This is a genomic window from Micromonospora sp. FIMYZ51 (genome assembly GCF_038246755.1).
Lineage (GTDB): Bacteria > Actinomycetota > Actinomycetes > Mycobacteriales > Micromonosporaceae > Micromonospora.
This window is the reverse complement of the sequence record NZ_CP134706.1, coordinates 4,814,862-4,838,924: the sequence shown is the minus strand read 5'-3', so window position 1 is coordinate 4,838,924 and position 24,063 is coordinate 4,814,862. Positions and strand designations below refer to the sequence as shown.

Here is a 24,063-nt window from a genome sequence, read left to right as displayed (position 1 = left end):
GTTCCCTCACAAATTTCCTTGAGAATCGGCGAACTCCAGGCCAGTGACCGCGATCCGATGCTCTGAGGCCGACCCGACGCTGCGGAAGGGGATCCGCGATCGGCCCGCGACGAGCAGCCCCTCGCCCCTGGGTGCCGACAGCAGGAGCCGCGACTCTCCGGCGGTCAGGTTGAACGCCTCGCTCACCGAGTCGATGGATTGCGTGCTCTGGCGCATCAGGACCTGGGTCGCGGCGTTGGAGACGACAGCGAGGCCGAGGTCGGTGGAGAGCACGTCGGCGGCGTCCTGGGTGATGACGCACAGGCCGGCGGACCGTTTCCGGGCGGCCTTGGCCATGCGGAACAGGAACCGGGCGCCTTCGCCGTCGCGCATCAGCAGCCACGCCTCATCCACCACCACGAGCTTGCGCCGCTGGCGTGAACTCGTCGTCGGGGTGTCGATGGCCGACCAGATCGAGTCCAAGGCCAGGAGCGTGCCGACGGTGCGTAGTTCGTCGGGCAGGTGCCGCAGGGACCACACCACCAGATGTCCGGTCGGGGTGGTGGTGGTCGGCCCGTCGAACAGGCTGGCGAAGTTACCGACCGTCCAGGGGGCGAGCCGGGCGGCGAGCTGTCCGGCCGCGGGGTCGTCGTCCGCGTCGAGGGTGGCGGCCAGGTCGCGTAGCAACGGGGCGGGTTTGGTCCAGGTGGCCGGGTCGCCGGTGATCCCCGCCGTGGCGTAGGTGGTGGTGATGGCCCGGTCGAGTGCGGCGCGTTCGGCCGGTGGCGGTGCCACGCCGAGCATGACCGAGATCAGCGTGTGCAGGTACAGGCCGCGTCGGGTCAGGGTGTCGGGCCGGTTGTCGGTGGGTAGATCGAGGGGGTTGATGCGGACGCCGGGCTGGCCGAGCTGCACGACGGTGCCGCCGACGTGTGCGGCGAGGGGCGCGTACTCGTCCTCCGGGTCGATCACGCTGACGGTCGTGCCCTGGTACAGGTTGCGCAGCACTTCGAGCTTGACGAAGTAGCTCTTGCCCGCACCGGAGCGGGCGAGCACGACGCTGTTGTGGTTGTCCTGCGCCCACCGGTTCCAGATCAGCACCCCGTTGCTGGTCGTGTTGACCCCGTAGAGCACGCCCTCGGGTGGGGCGACGGTACCCGGGGCCGGGGCGGCGAGGTCCGCCGAGGCGAGGGGGAACGCCGCTGCCAAGGCGGTGGTGTCGAGGATGCGGCGCATCCGCAGCGGGTCCACCCCGACCGGCAACGTCGTCACCCAGCCTTGCTGGTGGCGGAACGTCGCCGGCTGCAGGTCCAGCAGCACGCTGGCGGCGGCGGACTTCACACCCGCGGTGACGGTGCGCAACTCGTCCAGGGTCCGGGCGTGGACGGTGATGTAGATGCCGGTGTCGAACAGCTTCGCCGCGCCCCTGGCGACCCGTTCGGCGAGGTCGGCGGCGTCGGCGGCTGCCGCCTCGACCATCGGGTCACCGAGGCGTCCCTGGTCGGCATCCAGGCGGCGCGACGATTCGAGGCGGGCGCGTTGGCGTTTGAGCATCGGCGCGGCCAGCTGCGGCGCGACGGGATCCACGTGCACCGCCACATCGACCCGTCCGGGGTAGGACAGCAGCGGATCGAGCCAGGCGGGGCCGACCTCGGCCGGGTAGCCGCACACCGCGTAGGTGGCGGCGTACCCGTCGCCGACCTGCACATGCCAGGGGGTGACCGACAACGCGGCCGGGCAGGGCATGCCCTCCCCGGCCGCGACACTCTTCTTGGGTTTCCACAGGTTCATGAGGTGCTCCGTGAGGTGATCGGGGCGCCGGGCACCGCGCGGGGGCCAGGCACCGGTGGGGAGAACGGATCGACCGCGCTCGCGAGGGCCGAGGCGACGGCCGGCCCGTCCAAGGCAGCGGCTTCGACACCGAGCCCGGACAGGGCACGTACGGCGCTGTCGGCGGCGTGAACGCCGGTGACGACGGCGAGGACCTGGCGGCGCAACGGATCCCGCTCGCTGTCGAGGTCGAGGAGGAACTCGGCGTAGTCGCCGGCGGCGGCCTGCAACGCCGCGTGTGGCAGGCGCGGCGTGTGATCGACGGTCGCCTGCGCATAGACGGTCAGGTCGTGCCGCTGCGCGGCAACGACGATCTGCGCCGGCCCGGTCAGGCTGTTGAGAAAACGGCCGAACCCGTCCACCAGCGCGCCCTGCTCACCGCCGGTGCGCAGGTGGATGTTCGTGGTGCCGCAGGCGATCAACACCTTGTCGCTGCCCTCGCTGGTCAGAATGCCGGTCGAGCTGACCGCCGTGACCGGCGAGCGCAGCGGCGCCGGGACGCTCGGCTTACCGGCGACGGCCGCGACCGAGCTGGCCCGCGCGGTACCCGCAGCGAGGGTGCGCCGGCTGTGGGACAGCGCGAGGCCGTGGCGCAGCCACACGTCCAGGGGCAGGCCGTCGCGGCGGCCGAGCGCTACCACGACCGCGACAGCGAACACGAGGACCCCGGCCACGATCCACGCCACCGGCGGGAGCAGGTGCCCGTACGTGCGGTAGATCCCGAGCCCGGCCAGGCCGACGCCACCGATGATGCCGAGTTGCCGGAACGTCAGGCCGAACGCGATGCGATCCGGCTCGTTGACATTGGCCGGCACGACGGCGCGCGGAAGGTTGTCATCGAGGTTGGTCATGTGTCACTCCGGTTGAGGTAGACGTTGCGCATCCGGCGGTAGTGGTGGTGGGTGTGCGAACTCATATCGACCCGGTTGGCCGTACTGGCGTTGGCGTCCGCCGACCCATGCCGCGAGTCATTCCCTGAAAGGCGACGGTGCGCAGGATGAGTCCGGTGATGTTCGGGGCCCGGCCCTGCTGGGTGACGAACCGGCTCATCAGGCTCGGGATCCTGACCGTGGTCCACAGGACCACGATCACCATCAGCAGGTTCAGCGCGTCCGAGCCGGGTATGCCGAGCAGGATCGGCAGGTTCGACGTCGGGTCGACCAGCAGGTTGATGCCCGCCGAGAACGCGACCGCCTGCAACGCGGGTGTGGCCAGGCACCCCAGCAGAGTCCGCCACCACAGCGTGGCGGCCCCCTGCGTCCACGGGGTGGCGTAGCAGGCCAACGCCACCGGCGCGATCCCCGCCAGGACGACCAGCATCCCTATCCGTGCGAGCCAGGTGCCGATGAGCATGAACATCAGCACCACGATGAGCAGCCCGATAACGGCAATCAGGAGGGCGTTGCTCGGATCGGCCATCGCCGACGCGACGCGCGCGCGGACGAAGGCGATCGCCTCGGTGGTCGGTGCGGACTCACCGGCCATCGCCACTGTCAACGCGTTGGCAATGCTGATGAGCACGCCGGTCAGCGGGACTGCGAACGCGGACAGCACGAACCCGACCACGAGCCGGGGTACCAGCTGCTTGACCTGGAACTGGGTTTCGACGGAATCACCGAGCATCACGGCGATACCGGCGGCGATGACCGCGAGGACGAAGCAGGCGCTGACGACCAGCGCACTGTTGCCGGCGATCGATCGCACCTGCGGCAGGACCGTGACGTCCGGCGAGACGAAGATCGACGACGTGAGGAAGGCCAGCAGCCCGCCGAGAAGGCCGTTGACCATCTCGGCGAGCCAGCCGACCAGGCCGTTCATCAGCCAGTTGACCATGACTCGGGGCCGCCTCAGCCGCCGAGGATGCCCTGCAACACCTGCAGGACCACCGGGGCCAGCACCGCCAGGGCGTACCCGATCAGCGCGGACTTGAAGTTGCCCTTGGCCTGCTCGACCTGAGCCGGGTCACCTCCGGCCGCCATGTAACGCAGACCACCGATAACCAGGAACATCGTCGCGACCAACGCGATGATGCCCATGATCCAGCCAGTGATGTTGGAGATGACCTGGTTGATGCTGTTGACCGCCAACGGCTGCGGCATGGCGGCGAGGTCAGACAGAACGGTGAGAGTCGCGTGCATTGCGGGGCTCCACAGGATCTGCGGGGCCGCCACGGTGGGGACCAGAAGGAGAGGCCGGTGAGGTCCGGTTGGGGGCGCTCCTCCCTTACCAGCGGTGAAGGGATCGCAGTGTCAGTACGCCGCGCCAGCCATGCCGAACCATCGGTCTCGCCGGAGGAGCGGTCCCCACCGGGCGGGCATGCCGTGGATGACATGCACCGCCCAGATCCCGGCTGTCAGGCCGATCGAACCCACCACACGCCTGTCACGCCCTGACAAGATCGGACAGCGGCTCACGTCGCTGCCACCGCTTCACGATGCGCTGCCCAGTGTCATCGAGACGCAGTTCGCCAATCGCAGCTGCAAGCTCAATGGACGAGCGCATCTGCTCCTCATCTAGACCACTCATATCGTCATAATCCCACCGCATGCCGGCGCGGCTCGGTCGACTGCTGAAGCCGCTTTACGCTCCGTAGGCATCCTCCGGCACTCGATGCTCGGCAAGTGAGAGAGCCCCGCGCGGCGTGCACTCAGCGGCAGACGAGCGGTGCCATCTGCCGCATGCAAGCCTGAGGGCTCTTCGATTTGATGCGGCTCACAAGGTGAGAGGATCCGCAGATGGACGACAGCGGAGCCCTGGGCGAGTACATGTCAAGCGTGCTGAGCGAGAAAGCGCGCGCACACCTGACTCTAAGGGAAAGTGATCCTTTCCAAGGCCAAGTCCGCCGCCTGGACCGATTGACTTCGGGGCTCCTTAGCCTGATTTGGCAATCGTGGGCTCAAAGCAGTAGGCATCGGCCGATCGTGGATAACTTCCTGATGTATGCAGGAACCGACTATGCGATAGAATCGCTCGTCTCAATCCAGGCGCTGGTGCCGCACGGTTCGCAGAACGTCGCCAGACGTGAGTGTCGATTTATGCTGGAGCAGGCAGTCAAGCATCTCTACGTTGACCAGCAACTCCCGAGCGCCTCTGAGCACGACCGATCCGCCCGCTTGTCTTATCTGAGGAACCAAGTCGACAGGTCGTCCATAGAGCCTATATGGAGTACGAGCGTATACCTGCCCGCAGACCGGCTCCAGGAATTCCGCCGTGATGCAAAAAACGCATGGTCTCAGATGGCAAAGTTTATTCACCCATCTGTAGATCAGATTCAGATCATCATCCAGCGCACACGGCGGGACGCGCCAATCGGATTCGAGGCAGTAAGTGATCTGACCAAGCTCGTCGACGAGCTAGCGCGAATATATGACATCCTGGGGGTACTTTGGCTAACTGCTTGCGGCCCCAGTGCGGCGGGCGACATCCTCGTGGGTGAGGATGTCGATGGATGGCCATTCGTTCGAACTAAGTGGCTTCCAGAAATGTCGACCACCTTTGACTATAAGCACGAGCGGAAGGAGTTTCCTCGCGCGAGCCGGTGACAAGGATGCCACCGGCTACCCACGCTGCATACGCTCAACTCGGCAGAAGTGCGCGTCCTGCGATGGGCAAAGCCAGCTACGGCGCGTGACGGCGGCTTGCGCTGGGCCGCGCGCGGACGACGGCAGATTACTGCGTCCGTGTCGGGCATGCGGTCCCTCGAGGTGCCGGTAAGAATTCTCCGCTCGCATGGCGATGACAGGGCCAGCCGGCGCGGCCAACTGGGTCGCTGGTGCCACACGGTCAGCTCGTGGGCCAGCGCCTCTGCGCTCGCTCGAGGCGCTGATGGAACACCTCGTCTCTCGCGATCCGGTTAAAAGCCTCTCCACCGTCCCGGTGGGTGGTGAACGCGAATCCGAAGTCGCGGAGCTGCTGCACCTCGAGGGCCGCACCTTTTCGCAGCTTGTTGCGCCAGGCGTCAACGGGAACCGGTTGGTCGGCGGGCGGAATGGAGCCCCACAGCCGGAGTCGCTTCGGCCAAGTTGATGCGAAGTAATCAGCCCAATCCTCCTTCCCATCTGCAGGCAGTGCATCCGGATCAAATTTCGCCGTTCCGGCAATATGTGGAGCTGCGACATAGGCAAGCAGCTTGGTCGAATGGTCCATGATGGACATGATGGAGTCGCGCAAGTGCGCGGGTTCCTGGTTGGCAGGGTTGACGATAGCTGCAAAGGTTTCGGCATTAGTTACGCCAAGGTGCTCATCGATGCTGTCGACCGTCGCCGAGGGGGCGGGAGGGTATCCCAGCTCGGCCAGCATGAGTTCGATGCGGAACTCGATTATTGCCAGCCCCGCCACGCATTTTAGCATCCATTCCCAGTCCGATTCGGCGTTTTTCCGGTGGCCTCCCAGTTCCTCGTTGCCCCGCCGATTGAGCAGTACATGTCCTCCTTCGTGCGCCAGCAGTCGCTCGACGAGGGCAGTCGATTCGCCGGCGACCGCGGTGTAGTTGACGACGATTGTCGGTCCGTTCGGACCATGAAGCGTCTTTGCGGCTACGACCCCGCCGCCGCGGTCGGCGTGGTACGAGTCGCTGCCGAGGAGGTCGGAAACCGTACGGACGAAGTCATCGGTGGCGATCACCGGCGTGTCGAGCGCCCTAACGGCAGAAAGGCCTTGCGCCATAGCGTCGCGCCAGTCGGGCGACACGGTGCAGCCAGCCTCGGTCAGGTTCAATCCGCGGCTGACGCCTGTGGGCAAGTTCGCTGTCACGACGGAAGCATGCCACGGAGGTCCGACAGTTCTTCGTAATGAGCTCGCCGCGAACCGCTCCTCAACCGCGGCCGTCGACCAACCACCAGAACGGCGTCGAGGGCGGCCACCCGCGCACTCGCCTCGGCAAATCCGCGCGCCGAGGAGACGGCTGGGCTCAGCATCAGCATCACCCAACGTCACCGACTCGGTTCGCCGTGAGGTCAGGCGACGGGTCGCCGGACGTAGATCGAACTCGGTGCCGCTGTGCACTTGCAGCCGCTACCTCTGCACTCGGAGCTGTACGCCGAGAGAGGCCGCCCCGGGCGAAAGCCGGGGCGGCCTCGTGGCGGAAGTGGGGCGTTGTCAGGCCGCCATGCCTTCTCGGCTGCTGGACGAGTGGATCGGGCTGGAGAGGTCGCCTCGCGTGATGGCGGTGGCCACGATGTGCTCGGCTCGTCTTCTGCGCATGCGCAGGGCCGATGCGGTCACGCCTTGCTCGGCTGCTAGGTGCTCGATCAGGGCGTCGCCGAATCGGGTCGCGCTGATCAGTTCGGCGGCGTCGGTGGTGATCAGGCCGGTGGCGGCTGCTCGGCCGAGCAGCAGGTCCGGGTGTCCGTAGGGCATCCGTGGTGAGCGCGATCCGCTGGACAGGTCGGGTGGCAGCTCCTCGGCGTCGTCTGCCTTGATGACCGCGACGCCTGCACGGTAGGCCGCCCAGCACAGCCGCAGCCAGAGCCGGGGCGGGGCGAGGTCCGCCGTGCGCAGTGCCTGGAGGAACCCGGCGAGGACTTCGGAGTCCACGTCGTCGGCGTGCCGGGCGTAGCCGCGGCTGATCTTCGCTGCGAGGTGCGTCAACGCGGGCACCGCTACGCCGATTGCGCCGACGACCCAGGCGGGTCCCCATTCGCGGGCGTGGTGGGCGAGTTGCCGCCACAGCTCGTCTGTGGTGGTGCTGTCGTAGCGCTCGAACATGAGCAGTTGGCGTAGCTTGTCCAGCGGCATCGTGGTGTCCGGCAGGCCCGGCACCGGCCGTGCGTCGAACACCAGCGGCGCGGGTTCGCACGTCAGCAGCTCGAATGCCTTCTCGGCGGTGGCTAGTGCGGTGTCGGCAGTCCTCGTGTGGCTGATGGTTGCCATGGTGATGTCCCCTCGACGCGGAGCACTCCGCCTTGTGTGAAGGCTCCGAGAGCACCGATTGGGGCAGCTCGACCTGACACCAGAGGCGATTGTCGGACCGGGACAGGTGGTGTCCGGTCCTGTCAGGTTCCGTCCTATCAGGATGGCCCGCATGCCCGGTCACGTGGCTGTCAGGCGGCCGGGGTGACGGGTTCTGTCAGGGGCGGGGTGGGTTCGATCGGCCTGTCAGCGGCGCACTGGGGATCGTCAGTACGCCCGCCGGTCCGGGGGCCACCGTGCCTATGACCGATAGAAACCCGCGCCGCGCGCCGGCCCCTGTGGGGGATGTGGTGCCCGGCGACCCGCCCGTGCCGATCACCGTCTGGCCGGTCCCCGCTCCGAACCGGGGTGAGACCATGTCCAACGCGATGGGTGTGCGGCTGGTCCACAACCTCACCCACCCGTCCGATCTGATCATCGACCTGGCTGGCGGGCCGCAGCTGGCCCGCGCGGTCATCGCGGCCCGCCGCCGCAGCCACCTGCACGTGTCTCGGCAGGTCGGCTGGGGCCGGGAGGCGGCGACGCTGATCGTCACCGGCTGGCCGCTCGCAGACACCACCTCGCCGCTGGAGTTCTTCGTCCGCTGCCGCGAAAGCCTTGTGTTTGGCGGCTGCGTGGCGGTGCTGCTGCCGCACGGCGACGTCGTCCTGCCGGTCGACGTGGTCATCGCCGCGAAGCGGGCCGGGCTGGCGTACCTGCAGCACGTCGTGGCGGCCGACCGACCGCCCCGACGTGGCCAGCAGACGCAGCTCGACATTCATACCGACGTGCTGATCCTGACTCGCGCACAGACGGACACCGGCGGCGCCGATGCCTGAATCCCTACCGATTACCTCAATGTGGCTGACCTGCCAGCAACCGGCCCGCGACCAACGGCGAGGCCGGTACGTGCCGGCCACGTCCAGCCATCCCGGCAAGATGCTGCCGCACCTGGCCGCGCACGCGATCAGCTCCTACACCGCGCCGGGGGATCTGGTCTTCGATCCGATGTGCGGATCCGGGACCACGCTGGTCGAGGCCATGCATCTGGGCCGGCACAGCATCGGGATCGACATCGAGCCCCGGTTCACCGCGTTGGCCGCCGCGAACATCGCCCTCGCCGCGTCGCAGGGCGCGGCCGGCATCGCGCAGGTGTTCACCGGCGACGCCACCAGGTTGCTGGACCTGGTGCCGACGTCCGCGGTGGGACAGGTGGCGCTCGTGCTCACCTCACCGCCGTACGGGCGTGGCACGCACGGCTTGGTGCGGGTGACGGACAGCGGCGTCCGCAAACGCCACCATCTGTACGGGGATCGGGAGTCCGGCAATCTCGCCTACGGCGGATGGTGGCGTCTGCTCGACGGGTTCGCCGCGATCCTGGCCGCCAGCAACCGGCTGCTGCGTCTCGGCGGCACCGTGGTCATCACCTGCCGGCCGGTGCGCCGCCACCGCGACGACCTGATCGACCTCCCTGGCGAGTTGCTGGCGGTGGCTCGGTCGGTGGGGTTGATTCCGGTCCAGCGGTGCGCGGCGATGCTTGCCGCCGTCCGTGACGGGCAGATCGTGCACCGCGCGTCGATGTTCGGGCTCATGGCCGTACGCAAGTCCCGCGCCGAGGGCCTACCGGTGCACCTCATCGCCCACGAGGACGTGCTGGTGTTCCGACGAGGCCCGCGCGCCGGTTGAGGGCTGACGACAAGGGAGAGCGGCGGGGTTGTCAGGGTCTGCCAGACGGCGGAACCTGACAACCCCGCTTGAGCAGCAGCAACGCGCTTAGCCTGAAGGCTCTTCTCTTTTTGCTCGTGCTGATCTGACGCGTTCGCGACGGCATCGCGCCCACCCTTCCCGGTCGGCCGCCGTCGACCCGCCTCAGAGCTTCAGCACTCTCAGCTGCCCATGTTGCCGCCGCTCCGGCGGCCGGGGCACCAACCCCTATCCGTCAGGCGGTCCCCACCCGGTGGCCGCCGTTTCGTCGTGTCCTCAGGAGGACGACATGCTTTACCCCTACCGACATCTGACCGAGGGCGGTCTCCTCGCCATCGGTCGCACCGCGACCCCACCCGAGCGGCGTGGCGGTGTCACCACCCCCTTCAGCTGCGGCAGCGCGTCTCTTGGTGCCGGCCTACGGCTGGCGCCGTCCGAGGCGACTGCGACTGGTCTGCACGTCGTCGCCGGCTGGCGGGCGGTGGCGCGATGAACGACGCGAGTTTGGCGGAGCAGCTTCGGGTGCTGCGCCTGGAAGCGACAGCCGCGATCGCGCAGCGGCAGGCTCTGGCCGTCGAGGCGCGGGCCGCGCTGATCGCCGCGATGGAGAGCAGGCTGATCTGCCGGCCTGGGTGCGAGGACGCCCTCGCCGTGTGGGGTCTGGAGCCGTTGCCGGAGCAGTGGACGGTCTGCGCGGACGCGCTGCTGTCGTACACGCGGGCGCATGCCGATGACCGGGAGGCCGGCGAGCAGGCACCGTTCGGCGTACCGGATGAGGTGCGGGCGTTGGATCCCGTGGTGGCGCTCTACCCGCGACAGGTCGTGGACGTGACGCGCCTACCTGACCGCGACGATCAGCCGGCGGTGCGGCGCTACCGCGTCACCGTGCAGGTCAGGGTCCAGACGTGGGCCACGGCGACCCGAGAGGCGGCCGCGCACGCCGCCGCCCGCGCGGCGATGCAACAGCACCTGTCGACGCTCGCCGCCGCCGACATCACGCTGACCGACCTGACCTGGCATCCCCTTGACAGCCCCGACGACGCTCCGGCGGACGACACCGGCATCGACACGCGTTCCACGGACGGCACAGCACCGCCGGGCGATGACCTCGCTGCGGCGACGGCGGCGCGGGACGCGGCACTCGACGCGCTGGCGAGCCTGGTGCGCCGCATCCGGGCCCGCGCGATCCAGGCCCTGGTCTACGACGAGTTTGGTGGCAGCCAGCAGCGCATCGCGCAGCGGGTCGACGGCTTCCTGACCGGTCTCGGGCTCGACGCCCTGCCTCGGGTGCACCACGTCCTGGTGGTCGTGCAACTGATGCTGACGGTCGACGCGGGCACCGCCGGGCAGGCATGCGAAACGGTGCGCAAGACGATGCGGGCGGTCATCACCGACGGGCCGGACGAGCATCGGCCGTGGACCGGGTACGGGTGGACCAGCGCCGAGCAGGCCAGCTTCGACCAGGGCCGTTGGCAGGTGCCGTGGCGGCACGAGTACGAGATGCGGCTACGTGACCAGGCCACGTCAGCCGATGCCGCCGCTACGGCCGAAGCCCTCGTGCACGCCAGCTTGGACGGGCCGCTGGCCGGCGTCAGCCATCAGCTGATCGCGGTGTCCGCCACCGTCGAGACCGTCGTCATCGACCCGTACCTCGATCCCGACCGCGACTGAACATCCGCAGCCGCGCACCAACGCGGTCGGGCAGTGCTGGGCGCGCTGACCGATGTACCGCGCCCAGCCTCGCCCGGCCCTCTCTTCCGCCCATCGATGTTCCGCACCGACAAACTCAAGGAGTCTCTCGTGTCGTTTCCCGACAAGCTGACCCTGCGCTCGCCGGCCGATGTGGTGGCCGCCGTGCCGTACCTGCTCGGCTTCCGCCCCGACGACGACAGCATCGTCATCATCGCCACCAGCGGCCACCGGGTCGTCTTCGCCGCCCGCTCCGACCTGCCCGCCCCCGACGCTCCCGCGCACCAGATCGTCGATCTTGCCGGCCACATGGTTCCCGTCGTGCGGCGGCAACAGGCGATCACCGACGTCATCATCGTCGGCTACGGTGCCGCCGACCGCATCGACCCGGCCCTGCACACCATCGACGAGACGTTCACCACCGACGGCATGACCGTGCGGGAACTGATCCGGGTGACCGGCACCCGGTTCTTCACCCTCATCTGCGACAACCCGGCCTGCTGCCCACCGGACGGGACCCCGTTCGACCCGACCGCCTCACTGATCGCTGCCCAAGCCACCGCTGTCGGGCTGGTCGCCTTCCCGGACCGGACCGCCGTCGCCGCCCGGTTCGCACCCGTAGACGGTGCCGCCCGCGACAGCATGCGACGCGCCACCGACGCCGCCGCCACGCGCATGGAGAGGCTGCTCGCAGCCGGTATGGCCGCCGTCGACGAGGCCGGCGCGCAGGCGCTCCGAGACGCCCTGCGGCAGCACGACAAGCCACTGACCGATGACGAGACCGCCTGGCTGAGCATGCTGCTGGCGCGGCCGTCCGTACGGGATCTTGCCGTGGACCTCACTGAACCAACCGACCAGCACGTCACCTTCTGGGCTGATGTCACCCGCCGCGCCGACGAACTACTCGTGCCGGCACCGGCGACCCTGCTCGCCCTCACCGCGTGGCGCTGCGGTAACGGCGCTCTGGCCGCCATGGCAGCCGAACACGCTCTCCAGATCGACCCCACGTATCGGCTTGCCGGCCTGCTGCGACAGGCGCTGCACGCCGGACTTGCACCCACCTTCTTGGAGCAGGCCATCGCCGAGGCCCGTACCGACCGCTCTGACCCGTGACCCGCACCACACCGGCGCACACCCGCGACCACCCGCAGGCACGGCGCGCCGGCCGTGACGTCACCCGCGTGACACCTCCGCACACCTTCAGAGAGGAAGCCATGAGCCTCTACACCCTCACACCCAAAGCCGGATACGAGCGCTACACCATCCAGGTCGGCTGGAACCCGCACCGCACCTACTTCGCCACCCTCGTCGACCACGCCACCGACCCGCCCGCCGACCCCGACAACCAGCCGAAGACGCTGCAACTCGGCCTGATCGAGACGATCCTCGACCCGGCCGAGGTGCTTCGGGCCGTCGAACCCTACGCCGTCATCCCCGACGACCTGGCCACCACACTCCACACCGACCAGGCCACCCACCCGACCCGACGCGCCCGATCCCTCGGCCTCGCTGACATACCGACGCCACGACAGGCCGGCCGCGCCGCACCCACCACGACCCTCCACCCGCCGGCCACGCAGCACGAAAACCACACCGTACGAAGGTCACCCAGCACCTCCGGACACAGGTGCACGGCCGTCGCCATCACCGGCAGCCGGCTGCTGCGCGCCGAACTGCACGCCGTCGAACAAGACGCCGGCTGCGAATTCGACTACGCCGACTCCGTCCCTGACGGCCGCCGCTACGCCACCCGCCGACCACTGATCATCATCGGCGCCGACCTCCTCACCCGGATCCGCCGCCCACTGACCTGCCGGGGCCTCGTCATCGTCGCCACCGTCAACCCACCAACCGACCGCTTGTGGGAACCCGCCCAGCGCGCCGGCGCGACCTACGTGATCGTCCTGCCCACCGCACGCGGCTGGCTGGCCCACCACCTCCTGCGCGACCTACCGACCTGACCACACCTCACTGGGCCCTGTCGCCCGAACCGCGCACCCCACCACCGGGCATGGCCGGACCGATCCGGCCGGCACCCCACGCACACCCCACCTCAGGCCACCCGGCCTGACTCGAAACGGCCCGCCATCGGCGGGCCGTCGTCGTATCTGGACCCGGGACGCCAGCGCCTAGACAACGTGCGCGTCCCGGGTTCTCCACCAGAAATGGAGGAACCCAGTGTTCACCACCCTGGCCGTGATCGCCACCATCGCCGTGGCGCTCGCCTTCGGCGCCTGGGCCCGTCACATGATCGCGGAGACGCGGCGTCTGAGTGCCGCGCTCACCGACGCCGCCTGGCAACTCGCCCACGACCCCCTCACCGGACTCCTCAACCGCGCCGGCCTCTCCGCCGCCCACACCCACCTCGCCACCACCCCACAACCGATCATCGTCATCCTCATCGACCTCGACGGCTTCAAAGCCGTCAACGACACCCACGGCCACGACACCGGCGACGACCTCCTCGTAGAGATTGCCGACCGCATCGAAGAACTCGCCGACCTGCACGGCGGTGTGGCTGCCCGACTCGCCGGCGACGAGTACGCCGTCCTGCTCCCCGCTCACGGCCACGAGCCCGCCCGTACCGCCGAAGGGTTCGTCGCCGGCATCGCCGCACCCACCCGCCTCTTCGTCGACGGCGACCTGACCGTCATCAACGTCACCGCCAGCATCGGCGTCGCCCTGGTCGACAGCACCGACGGCTTCACCGACACCGCCCTACACCGAGCCGACATCGCCATGTACCACGCCAAACAGCAGCGAGGCACTCACCGCATCTACCGCCCCGAGATGCGCATGCCCCGCAATACCGAACGATACGGACTACGCCGCCGGGACCAACGTCCCGCCGACAACGACGGGCAGCCCGGCGCAGAGGCGGCCCAATGAGCATCGATCCGGCCCAGCAGATCGCCTGCCGCACCTGCGGCAGACTGCTCAACCGCTACCTCGACCTCGACACCGGCCAAGCGCACTACACCCACCCCACCTCCGAACGGGCCGACCACGATCCAGACCCGGTACCCGCCGACCAGATCGACACCCACCACGTGTGCGACTTCTGCTCGGACGACAAGATCGTGTACACGTTCCGGGTCAACCCGGTCGAGATGGTCGTCATCGCCGACACCGAACAACTCATCCAGCGCTACGGCTCCAACTGGTCGGCCTGCATCGAATGCGCCGACCTCGTCCAAGCCCGCGACGTACCCCGCCTCTCCGCCCGGATCATGCGCGCCGGAGTGCCATTCGACCCACAGGTGATCGACAACCTCCACACGATGCAACAGGCCGTCGTCGACAGCGTCCTACCCGGCCGCGCCCTCGCCACGATCGGACACTGGCAACCGACACCACTACCGGCACCGATCCTGCCGAAGATCCGAGACCGACTCGCCCAACTCATCCGCAGCCACGACGAACTACCACTCGGCCTCAACAACACCGACCTTCGCGACCAACTCGCCGCCAGCCTCGACGCCGCCCGGCTCTACTGGATCGACCGCGAATTCACCGAACTCACCACCCACGCGGCAGCATCGCTACCCACCACCACGGTCACCGCCGCCGACGCACCCGCCCCACACGGCCTGATCGCCTGGGCACAACCCGTCGGACACCGCGCCGACCTCACCGCCGCAACCTGGACCACCAACCCCGACGGCATCCGCATCATCTGCTACCGCAGCATCGGCACCGGCCTGTCAGCCGGCCCACTCCAACGACTCCGCGAACAAGTCGGCTGGCTCTTACCCCACTACACCACGCACCTACGACCCGACGACGTCATCGACACCACCAGCCCGGCCAGCGCCGTCATCGCCACCTGGCTGCTCATCGGCCAGAAACTCACCGAAACCACCACCGTCACCGCGGACAAGGCCATCCGCAAGGCATACCAACGCACCGGCAGACCCGCCCCCGAGGTACGCCTCGTCCGCATCCGCGGCACCGCCACAACCGCCAACACCCACACCGACCGACAACCCACCAACCAACCCGGCCGCGAACACCAGTACCGCTGGTGGGTACGCGGCCACTGGCGCAACCAGCCCTACGGCCCCGGCCGCACCCAACGCCGACTGATCTACCTCGACCCCCAGATCCGCGGCCCCGAAGACAAACCCATCAAAGCCAGCACGACCGTACGAATCCTCGGAACCACCCGCCGAAACGGCACTGAGCACAGCTGACACCTGAACAGAACCCGGAGGCGTAGACGCAACTGCCTATGCCTCCGGGGCTCAACCCCGCAAGGAACTGATCTTTCTGCATTTCAGAGGGCCGAAGATTCTCCGCACGGACGAGCCGCACCAAGGACGACCTTACTGCTGTACCGGTGTACACCGGCCAGAATCGGCACCCCCCTCGCCAGGCCGATCAGGGTGTCGCGGGCGGCCGCCTGCAACTGGCGAACGTGCCCGTGGGTGAGAGTGCGCAGGAACGACCCGAGCGTCGACGGCGCCTACACACCGCCGAACAGCGAGCGCTTGCCACCCCGCGATGTCAAGGTCGTCGATGCTGTCCGCGCCCGCGAGCACCGCCACGATGGTGGCGACCTACCCGGCCGCGTTCGCGCCCTTGTCCGCCGGCCGGCTCACCCGCTGCGCGACCGCGTCATACAGGCCGGCCTGCTGGGCCAGGCGCATCACCGGAACGAGGCCGGCACGACACCAGATCCGCATCGTCGAACGTCGCGCGTGCCACAACGTGCTACCTCCCCGCGCCCCTGTTTACATGCTGTCGCGATTCCGAGCTGGAATGGGGGTCGAGTAAGAGACGTTCTGCGGCGGTGTTGTGGGTGTTCCTATAGTTTGGCGGCTGCGTTGTTCGCCGCGAGCCAGCCGGTAAGGTTGCCACAGTCGTAGTAGCTGCCGGTGGTGGGTGAAACGAGGATGTCATGTTCGGCGGCGTACGCCTCGATGACATCGGTGGTCTGATATTCGCCGGTGACGGGGTTCGGCGTGAGTTGGTCGAAGTAGCTGGTGATTTCGCCGGGCAGAAGATAACGGCTGATGTTGATGTAGCAGATGGGCTTCGGCCAGTCCTGGGGTTTCTCAATCATGCCGATGAGGATGTGCGTCTCGGCGTCGTGGTTGCGGGTGGACAGGACACCGTATCGGTGGGCTTGACTGCCGTCGACGGTGGCTGCGGCGAGCGCGGCCGGTGTGCCGGCTTGTTGGCGGCGGGCAACGAGATCGGCGAGGTCGCTGCCGCCGTCGTGGCGCAGAAGAAGGTCGTCGCCGGTCAGGAGCAGGAAATCGTCGTCACCGATGAAGTCTCGGGCGATCATCGCGGGCACGGCAGTGCCGTACCGGTCATCGCGGGGTTGCTCGATGAAGGTGAACTCGGCGAGATCCTGGAGGTGGGCCGCGGGGGCCCACTTGTCGTCCCAGCCGCGTTCGTGGAAGTACGCCTCGGTGTCGGGGTCGGCGGTGAAGTAGTGGCGTACCTGCGATCCGGCTTGGCCGGGCGCGGTGACGATGGCGATTTGGTTGATGTTGGCGCGCACGCAGTCCTCGACGGCATATTGCACGACGGGTTTGTTGAGGATGGGCAGCATGCATTTGTTGATGGTTTTCGCGACGGGAAGCATTCTGCTGCCGAATCCAGCAACGGCGATGATGGCTTTCGTTACCACGGGTTGGTCGTCCCCTTCGCGATTTCTGGCTGCGTAGATCGCCAGTGTACGCAAGGGGCGGGTAGCGGGTGCACATGTATGACGGATCGGGGTTGATTTCTGTCGGGGCGCCTTTGGACCCTTCATGGCACAACATCGCCCTGGCGCGGTGAGCACCAACCCGGCCACGGGCAACGCCTTCACCGAGTTACGAGACGTCCCTTAGGTGTAATTGACGCTGGTCTGCTTCTTCTCATTCTCCCTGGTTGGCTAAGGTCCAAGCGCTTGGCCTCGCTGGACCAGCTTTGCAGTTCCGGACTGGTCACCCGAACTGATACCCCAACCAGGCGGCCAGGCATCGTTACGGCCGTCGCCGGTTTTTACCTTCGCGCCGACGAATGACGTGTGGCGAGAAAACGACGTTTCGAGGAAGCGTGCGCTCCCAGCGAACGAAGCTCCGTCAAAGATTGCGTTCGCGACGAAGGCGGCACCCTGGAAGCGGGCGTATCCCTCGAATTTGGCACCGCGAAAATCCGCGTCCCCGTTGAAGGTCGCCCCTTGAAAGCCTGCATCGCCCCGGAAACTCGCCGATCGGAACCCGGTTTCTTGGGAGAAGGTGGCACCGTTAAATCGGGCCTCACCACCGAACGCAACACCATCAAAATCGGCACTTTCGACGAATAGTGCGCCGTCGAATACAACGCCAGTTAAGAAGGAAGCACCTGACAAGCGGGCCGGGCCCAGGAACGTCGCTTCAGCGAATGTTGCCCGCCGCAAATCACAGAACTCAAGGTTCCAGTCTTGAAGGACGGCCCCGGTAAGGTCGAGCTCTATGTCGGGCCAGAAATCGTGTGGCGTAACGCTCCCAACCTCGCCGGCCGATTCGGTGCCAGGCATTCGGAGATGGGTCGTGATGATCCGTTGTGCTGAAGTTCTGACTGCAAGTTCTTCAGTTTCACTACCGCCCCGAGGGCTCGATGGATCGAAATCGAAGGGCATTCGAAGATATGCGCAGAGGACTGACACAATCGTCTGCCGCTCGTCGGGATATTTAATTGCCAGTGCTTCAAGGGCGTGCAATCCCCCGAGCCGGGCGGCCGCCATGTTAGATCCTAGTTGTTCTATCGACTTCGCATACTGGCCGACAAACTCTTGGTGAGCGTCCGCTCCGAGCGCCCGTCTGAAGATCGCAGCGAAGTCCCGCCGACTGAGCTCCGCCTGCTTTATCGCACTGCGACTGAGGACGAGGGAGACGATCGCCGCGAGAAGTCCTACGAGGCCGGCGACGAAGGCGGCGATGCTTCCTTTGTCCATGACTTCACCTCCTCGTACGCGTCGCGGGTGACGCCGATGACTATGTCGGCGCCGACAACGGTCGCGGTCAACGCGCTTGCGACCATGACGGACCGCCACTCGGAGGCAAGGCCGGTGCCAGAGGCGTTGCTAGATGCCTTCACCCATACCACCATCAATGAAATCAACAAGCACATACTGCACAAAAGGAGGACGTGCATCCGCCTATGCAACTCGGCACTCTTCGTCAAGAGCTCACCGACACCGGCGAGGACGACACCCATGTTAAACGTGTATACGGCTGCTGGCTTGATCGCTTCGATGCCTCCGAGTGAACCAGCGACAATGGCGGCGAGCGGAGCCAGCCAGGTCCAGCAGAGATATATGATCAACTTATCACCGAGCTTCTCGGTGATGATCTGACGACGAAGCGTCTCGATTCGCGTGGATGACAAATCGATCTTGTCTTTCGCTGGCAGTTTATGCCGGGGCATAGCCGAACACCCTATATCTGGCCAGCGCCGGGGGCCGCCCGGGTGGCTTAATCCCCAGTGCGATCGTCCGCTTCGACAGCTCGGCCACAGCCTTGATGATGCCGGGCCGGTCCTTCGGATCGGCGCCACGAAGAGCCAAGGCGGTGATGATGATCTTTTCTGCGACCGCACGGCGACAGCAACAGCCATGACCTACGGGCTAGCGCTTGCGATCGGCTCAACAACGGCGGTGAGCGCAGTCGGGTACATGACAATCGCTCCTCTGTGCCCACCGCGATGTGGGTAACCTCTGTCCACAGCGTACCAGGCCACCGCGACGGCACTCCGTGAGACCGCTGAGGTCGCCGCAGAGCCGCACAACCGTGCGGGCCGGGGTGCAGGCCGAACCCTGTCGCTGCTCTGGGCTGCAGGTTCGCTCTTCGAGCTTCTCGCGATGGCGCTAGCGATCTCCTCTTTGCCTGACGTGGCCTCTGAGAGGATGTTGTTCTGCAGTAGGCCGAAGGTGATGGTCAGGTGCTCGTCGGCAGGTCGGCTTGACCTGGGGCATTCGGGTTGGATTTCGGTGGGAGGTCTGGATTGCCGTCCATCGTGGATTTGCTTGAGCGGCTTGCCCGGTTAGAGGCGCGGATCACCGAGTTGGAGCGGGACAACGCCGGGTTGCGGCGGGAGAACGCGGTGTTGCGGGCGGAGGACGCGCCTGGACACCATCTCGGCGATCGCCGACGAGGTCCTCGATGAGGTCAAGACGTGGCAGCACCGTCCGCTCGACGAGGTCTACCCGATCGTCTACGTCAACGCGCTGATATGCCCGGCCGGGGGCCCTACCGGGTGGGCAAGGACCGTGAGTTCTTCGACCTTGACTTCCGCGACGCTTTCAACCTGATCCGGGACTGCGTCTACGAAAGCTGGCCAGCTTGCCTGCTGCACGATGCCGAAGGGCTGCCGAGGATGGCGTCCGTGGCTGCTTGTGCGAGTGTGGCTTGGGTGGCGGCGGGTATTCCGATTCGGTTCCAATGGAAGATCACGTGTTCGGTGATGACGGTGCGGATTCCGCGGGTTAGTTTGCCCGTTTCACGTAGGTGTTGAAGGGCCGCTCCGGCGTCCTCGAATGCTTTGTGCCAGTCGTTGATGTTGCGGGGTGTGCCGACTAGCAGGTGGTGAACTCTGCTGGTGAAGGCTTCCCAGGCATCAGTGCGGGGGGCAGGAGGCCGGTTGGGGTGTTCGCTGCGGCGGGTGGCGATGCGTGCCCACACGTCGCCTTGTTCGTTGAGGTCCAGTCCTGCGGCGCGCATGAGGGTGGTGCAGAGGATGAGTGAGTGTTCCCGCCGGTCGGTCGGGTGGTGGTGGAGGTAGTCGAGGATGTGGCGGCTGTCGTGGTGGAACAGGGTGTGTGCGGTGTCCATTGCGTTGGGTCCGCCGAAGGCGTGGGTTTCGGGTTCGTAGATGTCGCTTGTCCAGGGGATTCCCTTGGCTATCAGGTCAGGGGCGGGGCTGTGGTCGTTGCTCGGGGTGGGTAGGTAGCGAATGCGCCATGATCCTTTGCGGATGAACCACCATGAGGTGATGAGGCCGGCGGTTTCGGCGTCGGGTAGCACCTGGCTGAGGTGGGGGATCGCCTGGTGTTCGCGTTCTTGTCGACTGTGTCCCGGGTAGTGGATGTTGATCTGTTTCCAGTTCGTCTGTTCCATCACCGGGCCTTTCGGTCAGTTGAGGAGGAGGCAGGCATCCCACGACGTGGAGGTGGTGGAGGCGGTGACGAGGTCGCAGCCGGCGGCGCCGTCGAGGAGTCCAGCTGGTTCGTCGGCGGCGGGGGTGGTGTGCTGGTGCAGGCGCGTCAGCTGGTCGAGGGGTGTGGGGGTGAGGGCGTCGGTGGTGATGCGGCGGCCGGTGGCGAGGAGTCCGGCGGTGCCGTGGCAGAGGCTGCGGTCGGTGAGGCGGCGGATTTGTGCGGGGTCGTTGACGCAGCGGGTGAACGCGGTCTCGGCGAGGTGTTGGCGGGTGGTGTCGTCGAGGGCGATGGCGGCGAGTTGTTGGGCGCGGGTGATGCCGGGGGTGCCGTAGCACCAGGAGGGACGTAGTGGTTGTTGTTGTGCCGGTGCGCGGTGGTGAAGGTCGTCGAGGGTGAGGGTCTGCGGCCACCAGGTGCCGTTCACGGTGTCCTGTTGCCAGGTGTCCAGCCATCGGCAGATTCGTTTGATCGCTGCGGCGTGTCCGTCGACGGTGACGTTTTCGCGGAGGGTGAGGGCGAGGAGCGCGAGGGGGCCGGTGATGCCGTGGGCGATGCCGTGGTTGGCGTGGCCTCCGGCGGGTGGTGGCTGGTTGCGGTCGGGCCCGTTGACGCACCACCAGCCGGGGAGGTCGTTGAGGGGTTCGGTGAGCCGGACCAGGTATTCCAGGACGTGGCGGAGCAGGTGGTGTTCGTTGAGCCGGCGCAGGGTGACGCCGAGGCCGGTGAGGCCGCGGATGAGGTCGTACTCGGCGTAGTGCGGCTGCTGGCGGGAGTCGATGCGGCGGTGTGCCGCGTCCAGCCGCCGGCGGGTCACTGTGTCGGTTCCGGCTGCGGCGATGGTTCGTGCCCGGTCGACGCCGGGGTGGTGGGTTCCGGCGAGGACGAAGGCGAGGGCGGGGGCGCCGTAGAAGAGGCTCGCGCCGGCGGCGATGCTGACACCGCCGGCGGTGGCGGCCCGCAGGGCGGCGTACGCGGCGGCCCGGTTGCCGGTTTCCAGGTGGAGGAGGGCGACGCCGGCGGCACCGTCGGCGAGGGATTGTGCTGCGGTCATGGTGTTGCCTGGTGGGTGCGGGCGACGGCGCGGGCCAGGCGCAGGCAATGTCGTTCGGAGTCGCTGTCGACGCCGATCATGCGGGCGTGGTGTAGGTGCAGCAGGTCAGCCAGGACGTGGTCGGGGTCGAGATCGTCGGCGTGTGCCAGGTGCCGGTATGTGGTCAGCGCCGTGTGCAGGCCGTCGTCGCGGTAGGGGATGCGGGCGAGGGCAAGCTGGGTGGGGTCGAGTCGCGGGCCGCGGTGGTGGGGGATGTGTGCGGTGAGCCAGCGCCATCCGTCGTTGGTGAAGGCGTCGACGATGGCGATCATCGTGGCGGCGGTGGTGGCCTGACGGTCGCCTGCCAGCCGCCGCAGGACGGCGCGGGAGTCAGCGGCGAACACCGCCTCGGCGGCGCCGAGAGTGGGTCCGGTTCCGTGGCGGGTTTCGGGTCGGTAGGTGTGCAGGTGGTAGTCGTGCAGCGCGGCGTCGTGTTCCAGGTCGTGGGCCCACTGGGCGAGGCTTGTGGCGGTGACAGCGAATTGGTCGGCGTGTCGCAGTGGGATGCGTAGCCGCAGGTGGGGTTCGGGGTCGGGGTACCGCAGGAACCACCAGCCTGCAGGCAGAAGATGATCGGCCTGTGGGGCGAGGCTGGTGAGGATGTCGTCGCATCGGCCGTACAGTCTGGCCTCCAGCCACGGTGACGGCCCGGGCCGATGCCGCACAGTGGTCGCGGCCCGCACCGGCCGGCGCGGCCCTATGGCCGGTGTGCTGTCGGTGAGGGTGAGTAGGAGTTCGGCGGGTCGGCCGCCGATCCAGCCGGCCGGGCCGGGGGCCTCGGTGACGACGGTACGGGCATGCCGGTCCAGGTGCCTGCGCAGCACCACGAGGTGGGCGCTGTCGTCGAGGTTCAGGCGCAGCTGCGTGTCGTCGTCGCCGACCAGGATCTCGGTGGGGAGCCGGTGGTGTTCGCGGTATCGCTGCCAGGCGTCGCGCCACCGCGGCCAGGGCACCGCACGCGAGGCAAGAGCGGACTGGTCGATGATGCATCGGGCGGAATGCAGGACGCTGCGTCCGTGTCGGACGCGGGGCAGGAACGGCAAACTGCTGGCGTGTCCCCAGTCGAATCTGCTGCACGGCGCCGTCCCTGCCGCCCAGATCTCGGTCAGGAACCGCATCAGCGGTTGCTGGAGACCGGGCAGCAGCACGCTGTTGAGCAGCAGCGGCTCGACCGGTCGGCCGGTGGTGCGCGACACCAGCCACAGGCGTTGGCCGTCGCCGGTCACCGCGAGATCGTCCAGCGTCCACTGCGGGTTGGGATGAAAATCGCCGATGGGTAGGACGGGCAGCACGTCGGGTGTCCGGGCGACCGAGGTCAGGCGGGCGTCCAGCGGCGGGCCGGACAGCTGCACCGTGTCCGCCCCGGGTAGGGCCGTCGGCAGGTTGCGGTAGACGTGCCGGAACGACGCCCGTTCGGCGTCGGTGAGCAGGTGCAGGAACCGGCCGGCGGACACTCCGGCGTGGCGGGCTCCGCTGAGCACCGTCAACGTGAACGCACCCCGATCCAGGTCCTGCGGCGTCGCCGCGGCGAGAGCGAACCGCAATTCGGTGTGCGGGATCGGTGGCCGCTCGTCGCCGGCTCGTAGGCGGCCGATCAGTTCGTCGTCGAGGACCACCTCCGCGCCGCCGTGCAACGCCGACTGCTGGGCCAGTTGCGCGAGCAGCCTATCGCGGGCGGAGAACACCGGCGGTACGCGCCGGATGGAACCTCGGTATCCGGCGGGGAGACCCAGCACGTGCAGCACATCGCGCAGCGGCACGGCGGCACCCGGACCCCACCGTTCGATGAACGCCCGGTGATACTCCACCCAGGCGGCCATCGGTGGCGCCAACGCCGCCAGCGTCGACGCGGCACGGCCGGCTTCTCGCAGCACCGCCGGCGGCAGGGTCACCGAGGTGTCGACCCTCAGGTCAACCGCGACCCGATCGCCATCGCCGGGTATTGGGACATGGCGGGCCAGATGAGCGGCCGGGTCGGTGACCGTCATCGCCGGCCGCAGCGCCGACAGCAGCACACCCGCGCGGACCAGCGACGCCAGCAGCCGCTCGACCGCCTCCACTGCACCCGACGGTCCGGCGAGACGCGCGGCGAGCACACCGAACGGGATGGGAGACATCGCCGCCTGGATCGCGGCCCGCATTGCCCTGGTCAGGCGGATCTCGACATCCCACCGGCGATCGTCGTCGGCGTGGGCGCAGGGCAGCACCCACACCTCGCCGCGCCGGTATCCCACCGAGTTCGTCACCACCGCGACGCGGCGAAGCACCGCCAGGTCCTCCTCGGCACGCGCGACGTGTTCGGCGATGACCTGCCCATCGGGGCGGACGACCACCCGGTGGGCCTCGCCCCACCGGACGCTCGCGCGGGCACCGAACTCGACCGGCGCGACTCCGGCGAAGGTGCCGAATGGTGTCGCCCGGGTGGTCCACCTCAGCAGGTACCGCACTGCTGACTCGACCACACGCCGTGATCGGTGCTGCGGGACCGGCTCACCGGTCACCGCCCGCGTGATCCGTGTGGCCAGTTGCGGGGTGGCGTAGGCCACCGCTGCTGCGAAGCCCGGCAGCGCCCACACCGTGGTCAGCCACTGCTGCCACTGCTCCGGTTGATCGCATGTCAGGTCGGGCCAGGCGGGCAGGATCAGATTGTCCGGGTAGGCGGCGACTCTGATCAGCGCCGCACCAGCTGCGGGAACCACGATGCACCACCCAGGGGGAAGGGGAGGGCCCGGCGTCGGGGGACGCC

Annotated in this window: 22 protein-coding genes and 1 pseudogene; 10 read left to right on the top strand and 13 right to left on the bottom strand. The window is 67.7% G+C overall.

Annotation, left to right across the window (positions count from 1 at the left end; translation table 11 throughout):
* Positions 1 to 6: 6 nt before the first annotated feature.
* The 4 genes from QQG74_RS21630 to QQG74_RS21615 all read right to left on the bottom strand — a co-directional run bounded on the left by QQG74_RS21630 (position 7) and on the right by QQG74_RS21615 (position 3,947).
* Positions 7 to 1,770 carry a DUF87 domain-containing protein gene (locus tag QQG74_RS21630; protein ID WP_341716585.1) on the bottom strand — a complete coding sequence of 588 codons (1,764 nt, stop codon included), beginning with the start codon at positions 1,768 to 1,770 and terminating at the stop codon, positions 7 to 9.
* Complete coding sequence (locus tag QQG74_RS21625) at positions 1,767 to 2,660, bottom strand: PrgI family protein (RefSeq protein ID WP_341716584.1); 894 nt, start codon at positions 2,658 to 2,660, stop codon at positions 1,767 to 1,769. The genes QQG74_RS21630 and QQG74_RS21625 overlap by 4 nt, the downstream gene beginning before the upstream one ends.
* A 61-nt stretch (positions 2,661 to 2,721) precedes the next feature.
* Positions 2,722 to 3,642, bottom strand: coding sequence for a conjugal transfer protein TrbL family protein (locus QQG74_RS21620; RefSeq protein ID WP_341716583.1), 921 nt, complete (start codon positions 3,640 to 3,642; stop codon positions 2,722 to 2,724).
* A 14-nt stretch (positions 3,643 to 3,656) separates the two neighbouring features.
* Complete coding sequence (locus QQG74_RS21615; RefSeq protein ID WP_341716582.1) at positions 3,657 to 3,947, bottom strand: pilin; 291 nt, start codon at positions 3,945 to 3,947, stop codon at positions 3,657 to 3,659.
* Between the two features lie 597 nt (positions 3,948 to 4,544).
* On the opposite strand from QQG74_RS21615, the gene QQG74_RS21610 reads away from it, so the two are divergent.
* Positions 4,545 to 5,351 (top strand): hypothetical protein, encoded by an 807-nt coding sequence (locus QQG74_RS21610; RefSeq protein WP_341716581.1) that lies wholly within the window; start codon positions 4,545 to 4,547, stop codon positions 5,349 to 5,351.
* Between the two features lie 241 nt (positions 5,352 to 5,592).
* On the opposite strand, the gene QQG74_RS21605 is transcribed toward QQG74_RS21610, so the two are convergent.
* Positions 5,593 to 6,561 carry a hypothetical protein gene (locus tag QQG74_RS21605; RefSeq protein WP_341716580.1) on the bottom strand — a complete coding sequence of 323 codons (969 nt, stop codon included), beginning with the start codon at positions 6,559 to 6,561 and terminating at the stop codon, positions 5,593 to 5,595.
* A gap of 345 nt (positions 6,562 to 6,906) precedes the next feature.
* Positions 6,907 to 7,680 (bottom strand): hypothetical protein, encoded by a 774-nt coding sequence (locus QQG74_RS21600; RefSeq protein ID WP_341716579.1) that lies wholly within the window; start codon positions 7,678 to 7,680, stop codon positions 6,907 to 6,909.
* A 395-nt stretch (positions 7,681 to 8,075) separates the two neighbouring features.
* On the opposite strand from QQG74_RS21600, the gene QQG74_RS21595 reads away from it, so the two are divergent.
* The 8 genes from QQG74_RS21595 to QQG74_RS21560 all read left to right on the top strand — a co-directional run bounded on the left by QQG74_RS21595 (position 8,076) and on the right by QQG74_RS21560 (position 15,284).
* Positions 8,076 to 8,537 (top strand): hypothetical protein, encoded by a 462-nt coding sequence (locus QQG74_RS21595; protein WP_341716578.1) that lies wholly within the window; start codon positions 8,076 to 8,078, stop codon positions 8,535 to 8,537.
* Positions 8,530 to 9,384, top strand: coding sequence for a DNA methyltransferase (locus tag QQG74_RS21590; RefSeq protein WP_341716577.1), 855 nt, complete (start codon positions 8,530 to 8,532; stop codon positions 9,382 to 9,384). Before QQG74_RS21595 ends, QQG74_RS21590 begins: the two co-directional genes overlap by 8 nt.
* 307 nt (positions 9,385 to 9,691) lie before the next feature.
* Positions 9,692 to 9,895, top strand: coding sequence for a hypothetical protein (locus tag QQG74_RS21585; RefSeq protein ID WP_341716576.1), 204 nt, complete (start codon positions 9,692 to 9,694; stop codon positions 9,893 to 9,895).
* Complete coding sequence (locus QQG74_RS21580; RefSeq protein ID WP_341716575.1) at positions 9,892 to 11,073, top strand: hypothetical protein; 1,182 nt, start codon at positions 9,892 to 9,894, stop codon at positions 11,071 to 11,073. The genes QQG74_RS21585 and QQG74_RS21580 overlap by 4 nt, the downstream gene beginning before the upstream one ends.
* A gap of 129 nt (positions 11,074 to 11,202) precedes the next feature.
* The gene (locus tag QQG74_RS21575) at positions 11,203 to 12,204 is read left to right on the top strand and encodes a DUF4192 domain-containing protein (RefSeq protein ID WP_341716574.1); all 1,002 of its coding nucleotides are present in this window, start codon (positions 11,203 to 11,205) and stop codon (positions 12,202 to 12,204) included.
* A 101-nt stretch (positions 12,205 to 12,305) separates the two neighbouring features.
* Complete coding sequence (locus tag QQG74_RS21570; RefSeq protein WP_341716573.1) at positions 12,306 to 13,052, top strand: hypothetical protein; 747 nt, start codon at positions 12,306 to 12,308, stop codon at positions 13,050 to 13,052.
* Positions 13,053 to 13,269: 217 nt separating this feature from the next.
* Complete coding sequence (locus tag QQG74_RS21565; RefSeq protein ID WP_341716572.1) at positions 13,270 to 13,980, top strand: GGDEF domain-containing protein; 711 nt, start codon at positions 13,270 to 13,272, stop codon at positions 13,978 to 13,980.
* A complete protein-coding gene (locus tag QQG74_RS21560) occupies positions 13,977 to 15,284 on the top strand; it encodes a hypothetical protein (RefSeq protein ID WP_341716571.1) in 1,308 nt (435 codons plus the stop codon). Before QQG74_RS21565 ends, QQG74_RS21560 begins: the two co-directional genes overlap by 4 nt.
* 366 nt (positions 15,285 to 15,650) lie before the next feature.
* Here QQG74_RS21560 and QQG74_RS21555 read toward each other — a convergent pair whose 3' ends face one another.
* The 4 genes from QQG74_RS21555 to QQG74_RS21540 all read right to left on the bottom strand — a co-directional run bounded on the left by QQG74_RS21555 (position 15,651) and on the right by QQG74_RS21540 (position 18,498).
* A complete protein-coding gene (locus QQG74_RS21555; RefSeq protein WP_341716570.1) occupies positions 15,651 to 15,776 on the bottom strand; it encodes a hypothetical protein in 126 nt (41 codons plus the stop codon).
* A 122-nt stretch (positions 15,777 to 15,898) separates the two neighbouring features.
* Entirely contained in the window at positions 15,899 to 16,786 is an 888-nt protein-coding gene (locus QQG74_RS21550) for a sugar phosphate nucleotidyltransferase (RefSeq protein WP_341716569.1), read from the bottom strand.
* A 195-nt stretch (positions 16,787 to 16,981) separates the two neighbouring features.
* Positions 16,982 to 18,025: a pentapeptide repeat-containing protein gene (locus QQG74_RS21545; protein ID WP_341716568.1), complete on the bottom strand. Its 1,044-nt coding sequence runs from the start codon at positions 18,023 to 18,025 to the stop codon at positions 16,982 to 16,984.
* A complete protein-coding gene (locus QQG74_RS21540) occupies positions 17,983 to 18,498 on the bottom strand; it encodes a hypothetical protein (RefSeq protein WP_341716567.1) in 516 nt (171 codons plus the stop codon). The genes QQG74_RS21545 and QQG74_RS21540 overlap by 43 nt, the downstream gene beginning before the upstream one ends.
* A 700-nt stretch (positions 18,499 to 19,198) precedes the next feature.
* On the opposite strand from QQG74_RS21540, the pseudogene QQG74_RS21535 reads away from it, so the two are divergent.
* A pseudogene (locus QQG74_RS21535) lies at positions 19,199 to 19,303 on the top strand (transposase); the annotation flags it as partial.
* 91 nt (positions 19,304 to 19,394) lie between these two features.
* Here the strand turns inward: QQG74_RS21535 and QQG74_RS21530 are convergent.
* Genes QQG74_RS21530 through QQG74_RS21520 form a run of 3 tightly spaced genes read right to left on the bottom strand, consistent with a single transcriptional unit; the run spans position 19,395 to position 24,016 of the window.
* The gene (locus QQG74_RS21530) at positions 19,395 to 20,186 is read right to left on the bottom strand and encodes a thiopeptide-type bacteriocin biosynthesis protein (protein ID WP_341716566.1); all 792 of its coding nucleotides are present in this window, start codon (positions 20,184 to 20,186) and stop codon (positions 19,395 to 19,397) included.
* A 15-nt stretch (positions 20,187 to 20,201) separates the two neighbouring features.
* Positions 20,202 to 21,278, bottom strand: a complete 1,077-nt coding sequence (locus QQG74_RS21525; protein ID WP_341716565.1) for a lanthionine synthetase C family protein — start codon at positions 21,276 to 21,278, stop codon at positions 20,202 to 20,204.
* Positions 21,275 to 24,016, bottom strand: coding sequence for a lantibiotic dehydratase (locus QQG74_RS21520; protein WP_341716564.1), 2,742 nt, complete (start codon positions 24,014 to 24,016; stop codon positions 21,275 to 21,277). The genes QQG74_RS21525 and QQG74_RS21520 overlap by 4 nt, the downstream gene beginning before the upstream one ends.
* Positions 24,017 to 24,063: the final 47 nt, after the last annotated feature.